Origin of the sequence: Mycolicibacterium lacusdiani (assembly GCF_021916785.1) — a bacterium.
Taxonomy (GTDB): Bacteria; Actinomycetota; Actinomycetes; order Mycobacteriales; family Mycobacteriaceae; genus Mycobacterium; species Mycobacterium lacusdiani.
In genome coordinates this window covers 1-15407 of record NZ_JAKCFC010000009.1, presented here as the reverse complement: position 1 = coordinate 15407, position 15407 = coordinate 1, and the positions used below count along the sequence as shown (strand labels likewise).

General features: G+C 67.9%; 15 protein-coding genes. 7 read left to right on the top strand and 8 right to left on the bottom strand.

What is annotated here, in order from left to right; genetic code table 11:
- Positions 1-130: 130 nt before the first annotated feature.
- Both LOK44_RS22845 and LOK44_RS22840 read right to left on the bottom strand, forming a co-directional pair.
- On the bottom strand, positions 131-1024 hold the full coding sequence (locus LOK44_RS22845) for a phytanoyl-CoA dioxygenase family protein (RefSeq protein WP_237572384.1): 894 nt from the start codon (positions 1022-1024) through the stop codon (positions 131-133).
- A gap of 105 nt (positions 1025-1129) precedes the next feature.
- Positions 1130-2083, bottom strand: coding sequence for an FAD-dependent oxidoreductase (locus LOK44_RS22840; RefSeq protein WP_237572583.1), 954 nt, complete (start codon positions 2081-2083; stop codon positions 1130-1132).
- Between the two features lie 114 nt (positions 2084-2197).
- On the opposite strand from LOK44_RS22840, the gene LOK44_RS22835 reads away from it, so the two are divergent.
- Entirely contained in the window at positions 2198-3397 is a 1200-nt protein-coding gene (locus LOK44_RS22835; protein WP_237572383.1) for a cytochrome P450, read from the top strand.
- 12 nt (positions 3398-3409) lie between these two features.
- On the opposite strand, the gene LOK44_RS22830 is transcribed toward LOK44_RS22835, so the two are convergent.
- Together LOK44_RS22830 and LOK44_RS22825 are read right to left on the bottom strand one after the other, a co-directional pair.
- The gene (locus LOK44_RS22830) at positions 3410-4339 is read right to left on the bottom strand and encodes a manganese catalase family protein (RefSeq protein WP_163917921.1); all 930 of its coding nucleotides are present in this window, start codon (positions 4337-4339) and stop codon (positions 3410-3412) included.
- 212 nt (positions 4340-4551) lie between these two features.
- Positions 4552-5805 carry a fatty acid desaturase family protein gene (locus tag LOK44_RS22825; protein ID WP_237572382.1) on the bottom strand — a complete coding sequence of 418 codons (1254 nt, stop codon included), beginning with the start codon at positions 5803-5805 and terminating at the stop codon, positions 4552-4554.
- Between the two features lie 464 nt (positions 5806-6269).
- Between LOK44_RS22825 and LOK44_RS22820 the strand changes: the two genes are divergently transcribed.
- On the top strand, positions 6270-6998 hold the full coding sequence (locus LOK44_RS22820; RefSeq protein WP_237572381.1) for a GAF and ANTAR domain-containing protein: 729 nt from the start codon (positions 6270-6272) through the stop codon (positions 6996-6998).
- Positions 6991-7740 carry a GAF and ANTAR domain-containing protein gene (locus LOK44_RS22815; protein ID WP_237572380.1) on the top strand — a complete coding sequence of 250 codons (750 nt, stop codon included), beginning with the start codon at positions 6991-6993 and terminating at the stop codon, positions 7738-7740. The genes LOK44_RS22820 and LOK44_RS22815 overlap by 8 nt, the downstream gene beginning before the upstream one ends.
- A 5-nt stretch (positions 7741-7745) precedes the next feature.
- Here the strand turns inward: LOK44_RS22815 and LOK44_RS22810 are convergent, their stop codons facing one another.
- Both LOK44_RS22810 and LOK44_RS22805 read right to left on the bottom strand, forming a co-directional pair.
- Positions 7746-8555 (bottom strand): GAF and ANTAR domain-containing protein, encoded by an 810-nt coding sequence (locus tag LOK44_RS22810; RefSeq protein ID WP_237572379.1) that lies wholly within the window; start codon positions 8553-8555, stop codon positions 7746-7748.
- A 96-nt stretch (positions 8556-8651) separates the two neighbouring features.
- Entirely contained in the window at positions 8652-10286 is a 1635-nt protein-coding gene (locus tag LOK44_RS22805; protein ID WP_237572378.1) for a fatty acyl-AMP ligase, read from the bottom strand.
- Positions 10287-10504: 218 nt separating this feature from the next.
- Here LOK44_RS22805 and LOK44_RS22800 point away from each other — a divergent pair, with 218 nt between their 5' ends.
- Entirely contained in the window at positions 10505-11461 is a 957-nt protein-coding gene (locus LOK44_RS22800; protein WP_237572377.1) for a TIGR03557 family F420-dependent LLM class oxidoreductase, read from the top strand.
- On the opposite strand, the gene LOK44_RS30150 is transcribed toward LOK44_RS22800, so the two are convergent.
- Positions 11441-11638: a VOC family protein gene (locus LOK44_RS30150; RefSeq protein ID WP_372481301.1), complete on the bottom strand. Its 198-nt coding sequence runs from the start codon at positions 11636-11638 to the stop codon at positions 11441-11443. The two genes, LOK44_RS22800 and LOK44_RS30150, sit on opposite strands and share 21 nt — an antisense overlap.
- 160 nt (positions 11639-11798) lie before the next feature.
- Here LOK44_RS30150 and LOK44_RS22795 point away from each other — a divergent pair, with 160 nt between their 5' ends.
- The gene (locus LOK44_RS22795; RefSeq protein ID WP_372481300.1) at positions 11799-11933 is read left to right on the top strand and encodes a WhiB family transcriptional regulator; all 135 of its coding nucleotides are present in this window, start codon (positions 11799-11801) and stop codon (positions 11931-11933) included.
- A gap of 9 nt (positions 11934-11942) precedes the next feature.
- Here the strand turns inward: LOK44_RS22795 and LOK44_RS22790 are convergent, their stop codons facing one another.
- Positions 11943-12821 carry a helix-turn-helix transcriptional regulator gene (locus tag LOK44_RS22790; RefSeq protein ID WP_237572376.1) on the bottom strand — a complete coding sequence of 293 codons (879 nt, stop codon included), beginning with the start codon at positions 12819-12821 and terminating at the stop codon, positions 11943-11945.
- 100 nt (positions 12822-12921) lie between these two features.
- Here LOK44_RS22790 and LOK44_RS22785 point away from each other — a divergent pair, with 100 nt between their 5' ends.
- Together LOK44_RS22785 and LOK44_RS22780 are read left to right on the top strand one after the other, a co-directional pair.
- The gene (locus tag LOK44_RS22785; protein ID WP_237572375.1) at positions 12922-13833 is read left to right on the top strand and encodes an MBL fold metallo-hydrolase; all 912 of its coding nucleotides are present in this window, start codon (positions 12922-12924) and stop codon (positions 13831-13833) included.
- Positions 13826-15241 (top strand): carboxylesterase/lipase family protein, encoded by a 1416-nt coding sequence (locus LOK44_RS22780; protein WP_237572374.1) that lies wholly within the window; start codon positions 13826-13828, stop codon positions 15239-15241. Before LOK44_RS22785 ends, LOK44_RS22780 begins: the two co-directional genes overlap by 8 nt.
- Positions 15242-15407 lie beyond the last annotated feature (166 nt).

The following is a 15407-nucleotide window of genomic DNA, read 5'->3' as shown; positions in this document are numbered from 1 at the left end:
TAGGCCACCGCGGGGACACCGAAAGGCGGGGAGGTCGGTTGCGAAGGGCGTGTCGGGAAGGGAGGGGTCTCATCTGCCGCACCGGTTTCCTCAGCCTCACCAGTCACGGAAGGGGGCCGAGGCGCACCTCTCAATCGCTGTGCGTCAGCATGTCCTCGAATGCCGATCCCGAGCTGCCCGTCAGCCGGCTCGGATCGAAGCCGTAGTCACCCTGGTCGCCCCGGATCGCGCGGATGGGATCCTCGAAGTCGCGGAAGTAGCCCATGGCCCACGCGCCCTCCTGATAGCCGATCAGCCTGAGCAGGTCGTCGTCGAGGGTTCGTGCGACGTCGGGTGGGACCGACAGGAACTGGTTCTCCTCCTGCCGGACCCAGCCAACCGAGTAGTTCACGTTGATGGCCCGTCGCACCTTGTCGGCCGTGCGGTTGGCGCCGCCGCTGTGCACGATCTTCCCGGTGTAGATGAGCACCGACCCCCGTGACATCTCTGCCTGTATGCAATCGGCGTCGGTGTAGTCGGTGGGCTTCAGGTGGCCCGCTGCCTGGCTCCCCGGCACGATGCGCGTGGCGCCCATCTCGGCCGTGTACTCCGACATCGCCCACAACGTGTTGCACTGCACGTGGTAGTCGTCGGGGAACGGATAGAAGTCCCACGCGTTCTGGTCCCGGTGCAGCGCCTGCGCGGATTCGCCCGGCTCGATCGAGATGACCTGGGTCAGCATCAGCTGGAACGCACTGGCGTGGCCGAGGAAGTCCTTGCAGACCCCCAGCACCGTCGGGTCCTGGACGAGGGTGCGACATGCGGCCGACCGCGCGATCAAGGCGCCCGTGCGACGGGTCTTCTTGCCGATCATGGCGTTGTATCCGGTGGGCGTCGTCGCCAGGAACGGAGCCAACTCCTCGTCGATGACGTCCATCAGTTCGGTTGATGCCAAGTCGTCGACGATGACGTACCCGTCCTGCCGCAGGTGGTCCACGATTTCCGGCACGGGCGCGGTGGCAGGAACGTGATTCGGTTCGGTCATCGATCCTCTTGAGTTCGCCGAGTTGTGGGTCTCAAGTATCTCGACCCATCCGTGTCGCTGGTGAAAAGCGGTGTCACGTCTGGGTAAACGCCATCCCCCGAGGGGCTACGCGTCGCGAGAGTCGACGAGGTCCACCACCTCGCGCGCGCATCCCCAGCCCAGGGTGATGCCCGCGCCGCCGTGGCCGTAGTCGTGGATGACGCGCGCGCCGGAGGCCAGTGGCTCGTCCTCCTCGAGTCGGACCGTGGGCCTGCCGGGGCGCAGTCCGACCACGTGCTCGAGCACCCGCGCGTCCCGCAGCTCGGGGACCAGGTCGCGGCAGCGCTCGACGATGGCGTCGCCGGCCGCGAGGTCGATGCTGGTGTCCCAGGCTCCCTCGTCCAGGGTGCCGCCCAGGATGCAGTCGTTGGTCCGTGGGTGGACGTAGGCGCGGCCGGCTGGATGGTCCTCGTCGCGGACCGACAGGCTCAGCCCAGGGTTGGTCACCCGGACGATGCGGCCCCGCACCGGGTGTACCGACCGGTCGCCGACCAATTGCCGCGCGCCGAGGCCGGTGCAGTTGACGACGACGTCCGAGCCTTCGGCCACCTCGTCGAGCGCCCCCACCCGATGTCGGCTGAAAATTCCACCGAGACCGAGCATTCGGCGTTGCAACCACGGCAGGTACAGCGGCATCTCGGCCAGCGGAACCGCGAACCGCAGACCGTACGGGTATCCCTCCGGTAGTTCCCCGGCCGTGGCGGCGCGCACGGTGTCGAGCGCCGTAGTCCACGCCGGTTCGCCGGGTGGGGTGCGGTAGAGCTGCAGCGACTCACGCATGACGAGTCCCGGAACCCCACGTGCCGCGTGTTCGGCCAGGACTGCGAATGTCTCGCTGCCCCATGACGACACCCGTTCTGGCGGTCCGACGTGGGTGGGGAACCACACGGCCGCCGCGATCGCCGACGTGGTGGCCGTTGGCTCCTCGGCGGCCACCATGCGCACGCCGTGGCCGGCTTCGAGTAGCCGGATCGCCGCCGTCAGTCCGATGACGCCCGCGCCGACGACGACGATCTGCATGGAACTCACGGTCGCACACCCTTGACTGTCGCGCGGCACCGCTGTTAGAAAGACGCCGACCGCGCTGTTGAGCGATCGCCCAACTTTTTTAGGTCCGTCACGGAAGGTCGCCGCATGAGCACGTCCGGCTCCGAGGTGTACTACGACCCTTACGACATCGGGATCGTTCGTGACCCCTATCCCGTCTACGCCCGTCTGCGGGACGAGGCGCCGGTCTACTACAACGAGCGCTACGACTTCTGGGCCATCTCCAGGCACGCCGACGTCGAACGCGCACTGGCCGATTGGCAGACCTTCTCGAACGAGCGCAGTGACATCCTCGAATTGATCAAGTCCGACTTCGACATGCCCGATGGCGTGATGATGTTCGAGGACCCGCCGACCCACACGATGCTGCGCGGGCTGATGTCGCGGGTGTTCACGCCCCGCCGAATGGCGGCGCTCGAGGACCAGATCCGGGCCTATTGCGTCGACTGCCTCGACCCACACGTCGGGTCGGGCGGCTTCGACGTGATCGCCGAACTGGCATCGATGATGCCGATGCGGGTCATCGGAATGCTGCTCGGCATACCGGAATCCGAGCAGACCGCGGTGCGTGACGCGAACGACGCCAATCTGCGGACCAGGCCTGGGACGCCGATGAAGGTGACGAACCCCGAGGCGATCGCCGACGGACGCATGTTCGCCGACTACGTTCGATGGCGCTCCGAGAACCCGTCCGACGACCTGATGACGTCATTGCTCAACGTCGAGTTCGTCGACGACACCGGGGTGACGAGGAAGCTGACGCGCCAAGAGGTTCTGCACTACACGCAGGTCGTCGCGGGCGCGGGCAACGAGACGACCGGCCGGCTCATCGGCTGGCTGGCGAAGGTCCTCGCCGACCACCCGGATCAACGCCGGATGGTCCACGAGGACCGGTCACTGCTGAATCGCACCATCGACGAGACGCTGCGCTACGAGCCCACCGGCCCGCACGTCGGCCGGTGGGTGGCGCAGGACACCGAACTCCACGGCCACACCATCCCGGCGGGCAGCGCAGTCCTGCTGCTGTTCGGCGCGGCCAATCGCGACGAACGGCGGTACGCCGATCCGGATGCGTTCGACGTCCACCGGGAGAACATCACGCACCTCACCTTCGGCAAGGGGGTGCACTACTGCCTGGGCGCCAACCTCGCCCGCCTCGAAGGGCGGGTCGCGCTCGACGAGATGCTCAACCGGTGGCCGGATTGGGAGATCGACTACGACACAGCGCAATTGGCTCCCACGTCGACGGTGCGTGGCTGGGAGCGACTCAGGGTGGTGCTGCCCTGAGTCGCCAGCCACCTACTGGTTCGACGCGATCTCGACCTCGGCCGTCGCCTGGATGAGGGCGAGCAGCTCGGGATCCAGACCGGGGGAGAACTCCTCGCGGCGCTCGGGTGCGATCGTGATCGGAACGCCCTCGGGCATCACGGCCGTGCTGAGTTCGGTCCCGTCGTTGGACGGTGACGCGCCACGGTAGAGCTTGGCGGCCTGGCTCTTGTCGTCGGCGCTGAAGGTGAACTGCACGCTCTGCAGACCCGTGTCGAGGAGCTTCTTGACCTCGGGAAATGCCTCGGCGTTGGTCTTCGGGATCGGCAGCACCGAACCCCAGTTCACGCCCAAGCTCTCCAACGCCTTGGCGAATGCGTTCTCGTGAGCCTGATCCCGCACGATGAGATACGCGATGGTGGAGCGGGCGGTCTTGTTGTCCGTCATCTCGTAGATGCGGCACTTCTGCAGCCTGCCGGTCGATTCCAGCATCAGGTTGTACAGCAGGTCGAGCACGAGGTTGCCACTGTTGTAGACGTAGGAACCCGACCACGGGTTGCCAGCGGCGTCCACCGGTAGTGCGCCCTGGGCGCCCACCAGGTAGTGGTGGATGTTGCTGGTGTCCAGGGCGATCTTCAGGGGCGTCGCACCCTTGGCACCGGGCGCGTCGACCGGATCGGTCTTCTTGCCGTTGTACTTCGGCGAGCCGTCGAGCAGTCGCGAGATGGTCGTCCCGATCAGCTCGACGTGGCTGATCTCCTCGGTGCCGACGCCCTGGAGCAGGTCCTTGTAGGGCTTCGAGGCGACGTCGCCGCGGAAGTTCATGCTCTGGAACAGGTACTGCATCATCGTGCGCATCTCGCCGAACTGACCGCCAAGACCCTCCTGCAGAGCGTTGGCCGCAGCTGGGTCTGGCTCGTCGACGGCGATTTCGTTGATCAGTTGCTCGGTATGCAGGTACATGGGTCTCCTTCGAGTAGCGTGCGCGGCGGTGCGGAAGCACCGGACGGGGTCACGGCCACGTACCGCAGGATGCGTCGAGTGCGCAGGACGCCCGATGGACGTCGACGTGCGCAGAGATGACGAAGCGGCACGAGCCAGCCTTCAATCAGAAGCGGTCGCTGCTACTCCACGGTCTGGAAGCCAGCGACACTCGCCGCGTACCCGTGCCGTGCTCAAACAAACGTCGACGGCACCAGCAGGCTCGACACCACGCGCCTGCGCCTCGAACGGCGTTGCGCCATCTTGCGTTCGGCGGCGTGCCGCAGCGCGGTGCGCAGCCCGGCGCCGGGCGCGGATGGTTGGGCGAGGAACCGCCGCTCCGACGCCGTCTCGGGCGCATCGTCGGACGTGGCCACCAAGAAGCGGTCGGGTACCGCCAGCTTCACGATGGTGCGCTGGGCCTGGAAGAACTGCCGCATCAGCGACTCGCTGTTGTACGGCAGATCGTATTCGTCGCAGAGAGCACGCACGCGCGTGGCGATGGCGGCGTAGCGATTGCTCGGCAGATCCGGGAAGAGGTGGTGCTCGATCTGGTAGCAGAGGTTGCCGCTGGTGAATGCCAGCACCCTGCCGGCGTCGAAGTTGGCCGTTCCGAGCATCTGCCGCAGGTACCACTCACCGCGGCTCTCGTCGCGCACCGCTTCGGCGGTGAACTTCTGCGCCCCGTCGGGGAAGTGACCGCAGAAGATCACGGCGTACGCCCAAAGGTTGCGCAGCAGGTTGGCCGTGACGTTGGCGGTCAACGTGCGGCGCCATCGTCGGCCGCTGAGTGCGGGCAGGTACACGTAGTCCTTCAGTACCTGGCGTCGCACCTTCTGCTTGAACGACGTCGACTGCTCCACCTGCTCGTCGGTGGACGTCGCACGCTCGTGTTCCGAGTGCAGACCGTGGCGGGCGATGCCCCACTCGAAGGTCACCGCGAGAAGCAGGTTGTGCAGGGGCTGCAAGAGGTTGCGTCGCTGCCACGGTTCGTCACGCGTGACGCGCAGGACCCCGAAGCCGATGTCGTCGTCGATGTCGAGCACGTTGGTGTACACGTGGTGACGGAAGTTGTGCGAGTACCTCCATTGGGCGGACGGCCCCACCATGTCCCACTCCCACGTGGTGGAGTGGATCTCGGGATCGTTCATCCAATCCCATTGCCCGTGTCCGATGTTGTGGCCGAGTTCCATGTTCTCGATGCACTTCGCCAGGGCCAGCGCCGCAGTCCCGGCCATCCACCCGGTGCGTGACGCGCTCGCATGCACGAGGAGTCGGGCGGCGACGTCGAGCGACCTCTGGAACAGGATCGTCCGGCGGATGTAGTTTGCGTCGCGCGATCCGCGGGAGGCCTCGATCTCGCAGCGCAGGTCGTCTAGTCGGCTCCCGAGTTCCTCGACGTCTGCCGGGCTGAGGTGTGCGTATGCGGCGACGTCAGTGATGGCCATGGAGCATCCTCGCCTGTCGACGGGTGCACTCACGACATGGCTTGTGGGAGTTGGCAATCGGCGAGCCCGGTCGGCGACCGGTGCGGGCGAGTGTGGGGGTCATGTGTCCTCGGACGAAGCCGATCGGAGCGGCCGCGCGAAACTAAGAGTGAAAGGGGCGAGTCGGTTCAGCGGCAGGGGCAGTGGTGACGCCGGTTGGCGTCGCGGATAAGGGCTGAAAGGCTTCGGATGTTCGGCGTTGAGCGGTCGCTCGCAGCCTACTGTGGAGGCTGCCCGAACGGGCTGGTTGCCAGCTTGGCCCAGTCTACGCACCGGCCGCCGTGACAGCCACCTCGAGACTGGGCGCCGCCAGGCCGGGGCGGCCAAACGTTCGCCAAAGCGTCCCGAGTGGAGGAAGCTAGGGGGATGACAGCGTCGGGTGAGTCGGGGACGTCGACCCCCGTGCGTCTGCGGTCCGGCTGAATGTGGCGTTCCACGAGCAACTGCTCGCCGCGGTCGCGGGACGACGCGGCGAGGCCGCAGCCAACCGCCTGTGCGAGGCGTGCGTGGACCTGTTCGACGTCGACGCTGCAGCCATCTCGCTGGTCTTCGATGGCGCGAACACAGGCACACTGGGCCACAGCGGCGGCCCGGCTCTTCAATACGACGAACTGCAATTCGTCGTCGGCGAAGGTCCCTGCCTCGACTCCGTCACCACCCGCAGGCCCGTCCTGGTCTTCGACCTGGCCGACCGCAGGGAGTCCCGGTGGCCGCTCTACGGCCCGGCCATGCTCGAGATGAGCATCCGCGGCGTATTCGCCATGCCCGTCGTCGTCGCCGGTGAATACGTGGGCGCTCTCGATCTGTTCCGTTCCGATCCGGGCGATCTGACTGCAGCGCAGCTCGCGGGCGCGATGCTCGCCGGAGAGATGGCCGGCGTGCCGATGCTCGACCTCATGGACGGAGCTCTGCTCGCCGCCGCGTCCGACCCCACCGCCGATGCCTGGGCGGAACTCACCGCGCTCAGCAGGGCAGAGGTGAGCCAGGCCACCGGCATGCTCGTCGCGCAACTGAATCTCGAGCCCACCGAGGCGCTGGTTCGCCTCCGAGCCCACGCCTACGCGACCGGCCGCAGCGCGACCGAGGTGGCCCGCGACATCCTCGACCGCCGACTGCGACTCGAACCCGACCGAACGGGAGACCAAGATGACTGACCCCTCCCGTGAGATCAGGGTGCTCGATGCCGTGGTCACACTCGTCGACAGCCTCCTCTACGACTTCGACGTCGTGGAACTCCTGACCGGCCTCACCGAGCGGTGTGCCGAACTGCTCGACGTCGCTGCAGCCGGGTTCCTCCTCGCCGATCCGACCAACCGCCTCCGGCTGGTGGCCGCCACGTCCGAGGCGGCGCGGGAACTCGAGTTGTTCCAGCTGCAGGCCGACCAGGGGCCCTGCGTGGACTGCTACCGCAGCGGTGAGCCGGTCTCGATCGACGACCTCACCGTCGTCGCCGACCGATGGCCTCGATTCGCCGCGGCGGCGGACGAGGCGGGCTTCAGGTCGGTCCACGCGATTCCGATGCGGGCGGCCGGCACGGTGCTGGGTGCGCTGGGACTGTTCGGTGATCGCCCCGGTCGCCTGAACGACGCCGATCTCCTCGTCGCTCGGACGCTTGCGCACGTCGCGTGCGTGGCGGTGCTCCAAGAGCACGCGCCGACGCCGGCGACGGTGCTGCCGCGGCTGCAGGCAGCGCTGAACCGACGGGTCGTCGTCGAACAGGCCAAGGGTTTCTTGCGCGAGACGATGAACGTCTCCGTGGAGGACGCCTTCACCCTGTTGCGCAACTACGCGCGCGAGCACGGAGAGCACCTGAGCGACGTCGCGCGGACGTTGATGACCGACCGCTACAGCCGACCCGTCCTGATCAGTGCGCTGACCGCGATGAGGGCTGGCTGACCCGGTTACGCACTGTGACTGCGCAGTCGCGCCCGGCGCACCGCCTCGTCGACGAGACGCTGTGCGACGACGTGCAACTTCACGTTCTCGGCCTGGCTGATGCGAACTAGCCGTGCGAAGGCCTCGTCACCATCGGACCCCGTGCGGCTGCGAACGATGCCGATGGCCTGGTCGATGATCGCGCGGCTCTCCAGCGCGCGCTGCAGACGGGCCGTGCGCTCCCGCGCCTCCGAGAGCAGTTGCGCGTTGAACACGGCCACTGCCGCCGGGCCCGCGAACTGGGTGCCCAGCTCGACGGCATGCTCGGCGAAGACGTCGCGCCGTCGCGCGTAGCAGTTGATCGCCCCGATCACCCGGTCGCCGACGACCAGCGGCAGCGACAGCGCGGAATGCACTCCCATCCGGGCGACGCGGCCACCGAAGTGCGGCCACCGCTCATCACATCCCAGCGACCCGCTGACGCTGGGGCGTCCGGACTGCATCGCGGTGAGACACGGACCTTCGCGGAGTTCGTCGTACTGCACGGCGTCGATCTCGGTGACGAAGTCCGCCGTCGCCACCGTGCTCCTGACGCCGCCCGCCTCGTGGTTCGCCTCCACGAGCGCGACACCTGCGCCGTCCACGTTGGGGATCGCGTGCGCCGCGAACTTCGCGACGGCATCGAGCATGTCGCCGGCGTCGAGCGCAGACGCCACCATCGCTGCGACCCCGGCCAAGCCGTCCCGGAGGTCGACGTCGTCGGCGTCGAGGCGTTCCTGGGTCAGATCCGCATCGACGGGTGAGTCGCGGCCCGGCTGTGTGTCGTAGTCGACCATCGAACCTCCCCACGCCTCGCGACGAGAGGCGATGAAATCGGCTGTGTACTGGTCGGAACATACCCCTCGGCGGCCCTGGACAATCGCGTCGGCGAGTCAGTCGACGAGCGACAGTGCGTGCGCCCTGCGCAACTTCCCCGACGGGGTCTTCGGGATCATGCCCGGTTCGAGCACGACGACGTTGCGTGGCCGCACGTCGACCTCGGCGAACACCTCGTGGGCGACCTCGCGCTCGATGCGCCGGACCTTGTCGTGATCGGTGAATTGCGCAGACTCGACGGCGATGGCGAACGTCTCACGCTTGTGCCCGGCGTTCAGGCGCACGGCGACGGCACAGCCGGGACGAACACCGTCGACGCGGACCGCCGCGCGCTCGATGTCGGTCGGATAGATGTTCTTGCCGGCCATGATGATGACGTCCTTGAGCCGACCGCACACCACGATCTCGCCGTCCTCCGTCAGGTAGCCGAGGTCGCCGGTGTCGTACCAGCCCTGCTCGTTCTGAGCGCCGATGAAGCCCGCGACCGTCGTGTAGCCCTTGGTGACCGGGGCCCCCCGCACCTCGATGACGCCGACGCCGCGGGCCGACACGACGGCGTCCTCCTCGTCGACGATGCGGACCTCGATGCCCTTCAGGGGCTTGCCGAGGGAGACCAGGCGCCGCGTGTGGCCCTTCGTTGCCGGGACCGCGCGATGCAGCACCGCGAGCAGATCGGCGTCGACCTCGTCGATGACCATGCCGCCGCCGCACTCGGAGAACGACACCGCCACCGTGGTCTCGGCCATGCCGTAGGCCGGGATGATCGCCTCGGGTCGCAGACCGAACGGGGCGCCTGCGTCGCAGAGATCCTCGAGGTCGAGCGGGTCGACCTGTTCTGCGCCGGAGAGCGCCCACCTCAGCGACGACAGGTCGTACTCGCCCGGTTCGGCCTGCCTGCGCAGACGCTTGGCGAACAGGTTGTAGGCGAAGTTCGGCGCAGCGGTCATCGTGCCCCGGTACCGGTGAATCAGCTTGGCCCACAACAAGGTGTCGCGCAGGAAGTCCATCGGCGTGACCTTGACCAGCTCGGCGCCGTAGTACATCGGCACCGTCAGGTACCCCGTCATGCCCATGTCGTGGAAACACGGCAGCCAGCTGACGATGACGTCGGTGTCGACGTCGAAGTCGCAGCCGACGATCATCGCCTCGGCGTTGGCGACCACGTTGGCATGGGTGATCTGAACGGCCTTGGGGGATCCGGTGGATCCCGACGTCAGCTGCATGAGCGCGATGTCGTCGTCATCGGTGGGGAGCGGATCGACCGGGTCGTGGCCCAGCAGGTCGGCGATCGTCAGCACGGTGATGCCCTGCCCGGCGAGCAGCGGAGCCGCGGGCATGAACGGATCCGAGACGATTACCGCGGCGGCGTCGATCATGTGAATGACCGCCATGGTCTCGTCGGCCCACCGGACGAGGTCGGTGCGCGGTGTCGGCTGGTGCAGCATCGTCAGGCTGGCGCCGCGCATCCAGATGCCCTGTGCCGTCGGGGCGATCTCGACGGGTGCGCCGGCCAGGACGGCGAGGGCACTGCCGCGACCGACACCCGCGGCGGCGAGCCCACCGGCGATGCGGCGGGCGCGCTCGTGCACCTGAATCCAGGTGTGCCGCACCGGTTGATCGGGCTCTCCCGTGACCATCCCGTTCATGCTGTTGCGGGCGTTGTTGAACATGGTCTCGGTGAAACTGCTCACCACGGTCCTCGATATGCCCGGCGACCGTGCACCGGCGGCATGATTGTTGCGCTGTGAATCCCAGGGACGCACGTCCATGCGATTCGATCGCATCGGCGGGGAGTCGGATCGCCACCGTGACGTGCGTTGAGGCTGGGTCGTCAACCTCCGTGCGACGGTACCGTGTCGCCACTGGGGCCCGCCGGATTACCGCCCCGAAGAAGGGGTAGACCGCGCGCATGGCGAAGATCGGATACTTCCTGTCCTGTGAACAGTTCGGCCCCAAGGAACTGATCGACCAAGCGAAGCGGGCCGAAGCGGCCGGTTTCGAGGCGCTCTGGATCTCGGACCACTTCCATCCGTGGAATGACGAGCAGGGTCAGAGCCCGTTCGTCTGGGGCGTGATCGGCGCGTTGTCCGAGGCGACGTCGCTACCCGTGACGACTGCTGTCACCTGTCCGACCGTCCGCATTCACCCCGCGATCATCGCCCAAGCCGCGGCGACCGCTGCCGTGCAGCTCGACGGGCGGTTCGTGCTCGGCGTCGGCACCGGCGAGGCCCTCAACGAGCACATCCTCGGCGACCCGTGGCCGTCGGTGGGCGTGCGCCTCGAGATGCTCGAGGAAGCCATCGACGTGATCCGAATGTTGCACGAAGGCAAGGAAATCAGTCACCACGGGCTGCACTACGAAGTGCAGGAGGCGCGCATCTACACGCTGCCGGAGCAGCCCGTGCCGATCTACGTGTCCGGGTTCGGGCCGCAGGCTGCCGATTTCGCGGGTCGCCTCGGTGACGGCTTCTGCACGACCATGCCGGACGCGGACCTGGTGAAGACCTTCCGCACCGCAGGCGGCGGCGACAAGCCGGTGCAGGCAGGCACGAAGGTGAGCTGGGACCGTGATCCCGACGTGGGCCTCGACGCCGCCCACCGCCTGTGGGCCAACGAGAGTCTGCCCGGTCAGCTCGCTCAGACGCTGCCGCGGCCGAGGGACTTCGCCGACGCCTCGACCCTGATCACCCGGGAGTCCGTCGGGGAGTCCGTCACGTGCGGCCCGGACGTCGACGCGCACGTCAAGCAGGTGCGTCAGTACGTCGAGGCCGATGTCGACGAGGTCTACGTGCAGCAGATCGGCCCGGACCTCGAGGGCTTCTTCGCCAGCTGGGAGCGCGACGTCCTACCGCAGCTGCGGGGCTGACGCTCCGCGTCTTGCTAGACGCCCCACACCAGGCAGAACGTGTGCCCCGCGGGATCGCGGAACACCCGGCCCGTTGGGCTCGTTGAGGACCACCCAGTCCTCGTCGTCCCCGGCGACGTCTCCGCCGATGAGTCCGGCGTAGAAGTCGGCGAGCGCGCGAGGGTCAGGGCAGTCCACGACGACGGTGCGAAGTCTTCCGATCACGGGGTTCGGATTGCCACCGGGCGACCGGCCGAAACGATCAAACGCCGGTCGAGACCCGCCGTGCTGGGTGGCCGAGGCCGAGATGATCGCGCAACGTCGTGCCGGCGTAGTCGGTGCGGAACACGCCGCGCTCCTGCAGCAGCGGCACCACCTGGTCGACGAACGGACTGGTCTACGGGCGAGGGAGGAACGCGCGAAACGGATCTGCCTCGACTGCCCGGTGCTGAACCGCTGCCGTGAGCATGCGCTGTCGGCGCGCGCAGGTTGAGGGCGCGCGCTACGACGCGTCGACGCTCGCCCGCTGCGCCCGTGCGTCCCGGATCGACCGGGCGAGTAGGCCGATGGAGTCGGCCGAACTCGAGCCCGCGGCCGTCGTCACCATGCACAGCGACTGCTCGGGCGATCGTGCCAGCACCAGGTTCTGCTGGGTGATGGTCACCGGCCCCACGGTCGGATGACGGAGTTCGTAGGATCCTGCCTCGCATGGCTGCACTTGGTGGTCGCTCCACATCGTCACGAAGTCAGGGCTGTTCATCGACAACTCGCCGATCAACTCGGCCAGTGCCGCGTCGTCGGCGTGGCGTCCGGCCACGTGTCGCAGGTTGCCGACGAGTGTGCGGGCCTTGCGGTGCCAGTCGACGTACAGCTCGCGGGTATGCGGGTCGCGGAATGCCATTCTGGCCAGGTTGGGGCGGTCCGCAGGCCGATCGACGGAGTCTCGCTCGACGTGGCCGGCAAGCAGCGCGTGTCCCAGGTCGTTCCATGCGAGCACGTCGGTGCGCCGGCCGATGACGAGCGCGGGCACGTCGACGAGGGAACGCAGCAGGTCCCTGGTCGCGTCGTCGACCTTCTCGACAGGCGGCCGCCGGCGGGGCTTGGGCCGGCTGGTCGCCAACGCGTGCAGGTGGCGCCGCTCGTGTTCGTCGAGTCGCAATGCCGTGGCGATCGCATCGAGGACCGCGTCCGAGGCGTTGACGGACTGCCCCTGCTCCAGGCGGGTGTAGTACGACGGGCTGACCCCGGCCAGTCGAGCCAGTTCCTCGCGGCGCAGGCCGCTGACCCGACGCCGTTCGCCAAACGTGGACAGGCCCACGTCGTCGGGGACGAGCCGGGCGCGGCGCGCGCGCAAGAAGTCACCGAGGGACGCGGAGTTCATGCTTCGACTATGCGCTTCCTCGCGAGCGCGTGCCTGATCCTGGCAGGGGTAGGCACGACAGGGGCTGGTCGGCGTGCCGGGTCGCCAGCAGCCTGGGGGTATGAACGAGATCGTGTTGGGTGACGTGTCCGTCACCCGGGTCATGGAGTACTTCGGGTCGGTCGAGTTGTCGCCGTCGACCTTCTTCCCGGACAGCTCCGACGACGCCTGGCGGCGCAACGAGGACTGGCTCGCCCCGGACTTCTACGACCCCGCGGCCGACGTGTGCGTCAGCGCGATCCAGACGTGGCTACTGCGCAGTGCGGGCAGGACGATCCTCGTGGACACCGGCGTCGGCAACCACAAGGAACGGCCGCACGCCAAGGTGTGGGACCACCTCGACACCAACTACCTCGGCAACCTGCGCCGGGCAGGGGTCAGCCCCGAGGACGTCGACCTGGTGATAAACACCCATCTACACAACGACCACGTCGGCTGGAACACCTACCTCGACGACGGCTCGTGGGTGCCGACGTTTCCGAATGCCACGTATCTGATGCCACGACCCGACTTCGAGTACTGGAACCCGGACAACGGCCACGTGCCGCGCCGGGGGCGGGGCAACGAGAACGTCTTCGAGGACAGCGTGGCTCCCGTGCGCGACGCAGGCCTCGTCGAACTGTGGGACGACGGCTTCACCATCGACGCCGGGCTACGGCTGGAGCTGGCCCCTGGGCACACGCCCGGCTCGTCGATCGTCGCGCTCGAATCAGGCACGGACAAAGCGCTGTTCGTCGGCGACATGCTGCACACCCCGCTGCAGTTCCTCGAGCCGGAGGTCAACAGCTGCTTCTGCGTCGACCCCGGGCAGTCGAGGGCGACGCGCCGTCGCATCCTCGGCAGGGCCGCCGATATAAACACGCTGGTGTTCCCCGCCCATCTCGGCGGTCACGGCGGCGCGGAACTGCGCCGCGACGGAGACCGGTTCACCATCGCGCAGTGGGCGGCGTTCGCCAGGGTCACCGATGTCTGAGGTCGTCGTCACCACCGCGGCTGGCCGGGTGCGGGGCCACGGCACGGCGCGAACTACGTCGTTTCACGGAATCCCCTACGCCGCAGCACCGATGGGTGCCGCCGGTTTCGCGGCGCCGCGCCCGCACGAGCCGTGGCCGGGCATTCGGGACGCGACCCGGTCCGGGTCCATGGCGCCGCAAGCCCCCCGCGGCGGGTTCGGGACACTCGACATGTCGCCGTACTTCGGAGCCGCCGCGATGTCCGATCCCGACTACCTGACGGTCGACGTCTACGCGCCGGTGGACGGCGTGGGGTGCCCGGTGATGGTGTTCGTCCACGGCGGCGGGTTCGTCTCGGGCGCAACGCAATCACCACTCTACGACGGGACGGCGTTCGCAAGGGACGGGGTGGTGCTGGTCAACGTCACCTACCGGTTGGGCATCGTCGGCTTCCTCGACGTGCCCGATGCGCCACCCAACCGGGGACTGCTCGACGTACTCGCGGCGCTCGACTGGGTCCGGGCCAATATCGCGAGCTTCGGCGGCGATCCCGACAACGTCACGCTGTTCGGCCAGTCGGCGGGCGCCACGCTGGTTGGCGCGATACTCGCGATGCCCGACACGGCACGTGTGGTCCGGCGGTCGATCATGCAGAGCGGCAATGGTCTTGGTGCCTTCTCCAGCGAGCAGGCGGCACGGGTCACCCACCGCGCCGCGACACTACTCGGTGTCTTGCCGACGGCCGCCGAATTCGCGGGCGTTCCGGTCGAGGAACTGGTCGGGGTCGTGCCGAAGCTGGCCGGGCTGGATCTGCGCACGGAGACGAGGTTCGACCCACTGCTGGGTCTCAGCGCGTTGGGCGTGGTGCTCGACGTGCAGCCTGCCGAGTCCGTCGGGAACGCAACGGCGGCGGACATTCCGCTGCTGCTGGGGACGAACGCGCACGAGGGAAACCTCTACCTGGTACCGGGCGGGGACTTCGTGGACTCGACCGAGCAGGACGCGCTGACGGTGGCCGCCAAGGCCCACGCCGATCCGGCGGCGGTGGTGCAGGAGTACCGGGCTCGTCGACCCGAGGCGGGCTGGGGGTCCGTGCGGTCGGCGATCCTGGGCGATGCCCTGTTCGGCATCGGCACGCGCCGGCTGGCCGATGCTCACGCCTCGCGCGGGAGCGCTTCGACACACCGCTATGAATTCGATTGGTGCTCAACTGCACTCGGTGGGCTGCTGGGTGCCGCGCACACCGTCGAACTGCCCTTCGTCTTCGACCGTCTCGGGGTGCCGGCCCTGCGCGGGCCGCGTGGTCTGCTCGGCGACGTCGACCCACCCGCGCGGCTCGCCGACGAGATGCACGGCGCCTGGGTCGGCTACGCCCGCACCGGAGATCCGGGCTGGGAACCGTCGCCGAACGTGCACCGGTTCGCGTGAGAACGGGGGCGGAAGTCATTGCGCGGGTAGCAATTCGAGTGTCTTGAGTCAAGGAGTTGGCAGGATTTCCAGGTTAATGGGGTTCAGGTAGGCCTGTTGTGGGGTGCGGTCCTGGATGGCTTGGTGTGGTCGGATGGTGTTGTAGATGACGCGAAAGCGGTGGGCT

What these genes read in the sequence shown, in the direction of transcription:
- LOK44_RS22845 (WP_237572384.1), bottom strand. Translation starts at nt 1,024, where the DNA reads ATGACCGAACCGAATCACGTTCCTGCCACCGCGCCCGTGCCGGAAATC.
- LOK44_RS22840 (WP_237572583.1), bottom strand. Translation starts at nt 2,083, where the DNA reads ATGCAGATCGTCGTCGTCGGCGCGGGCGTCATCGGACTGACGGCGGCG.
- LOK44_RS22835 (WP_237572383.1), top strand. Translation starts at nt 2,198, where the DNA reads ATGAGCACGTCCGGCTCCGAGGTGTACTACGACCCTTACGACATCGGG.
- LOK44_RS22830 (WP_163917921.1), bottom strand. Translation starts at nt 4,339, where the DNA reads ATGTACCTGCATACCGAGCAACTGATCAACGAAATCGCCGTCGACGAG.
- LOK44_RS22825 (WP_237572382.1), bottom strand. Translation starts at nt 5,805, where the DNA reads ATGGCCATCACTGACGTCGCCGCATACGCACACCTCAGCCCGGCAGAC.
- LOK44_RS22815 (WP_237572380.1), top strand. Translation starts at nt 6,991, where the DNA reads ATGACTGACCCCTCCCGTGAGATCAGGGTGCTCGATGCCGTGGTCACA.
- LOK44_RS22810 (WP_237572379.1), bottom strand. Translation starts at nt 8,555, where the DNA reads ATGGTCGACTACGACACACAGCCGGGCCGCGACTCACCCGTCGATGCG.
- LOK44_RS22800 (WP_237572377.1), top strand. Translation starts at nt 10,505, where the DNA reads ATGGCGAAGATCGGATACTTCCTGTCCTGTGAACAGTTCGGCCCCAAG.
- LOK44_RS22790 (WP_237572376.1), bottom strand. Translation starts at nt 12,821, where the DNA reads ATGAACTCCGCGTCCCTCGGTGACTTCTTGCGCGCGCGCCGCGCCCGG.
- LOK44_RS22785 (WP_237572375.1), top strand. Translation starts at nt 12,922, where the DNA reads ATGAACGAGATCGTGTTGGGTGACGTGTCCGTCACCCGGGTCATGGAG.
- LOK44_RS22780 (WP_237572374.1), top strand. Translation starts at nt 13,826, where the DNA reads ATGTCTGAGGTCGTCGTCACCACCGCGGCTGGCCGGGTGCGGGGCCAC.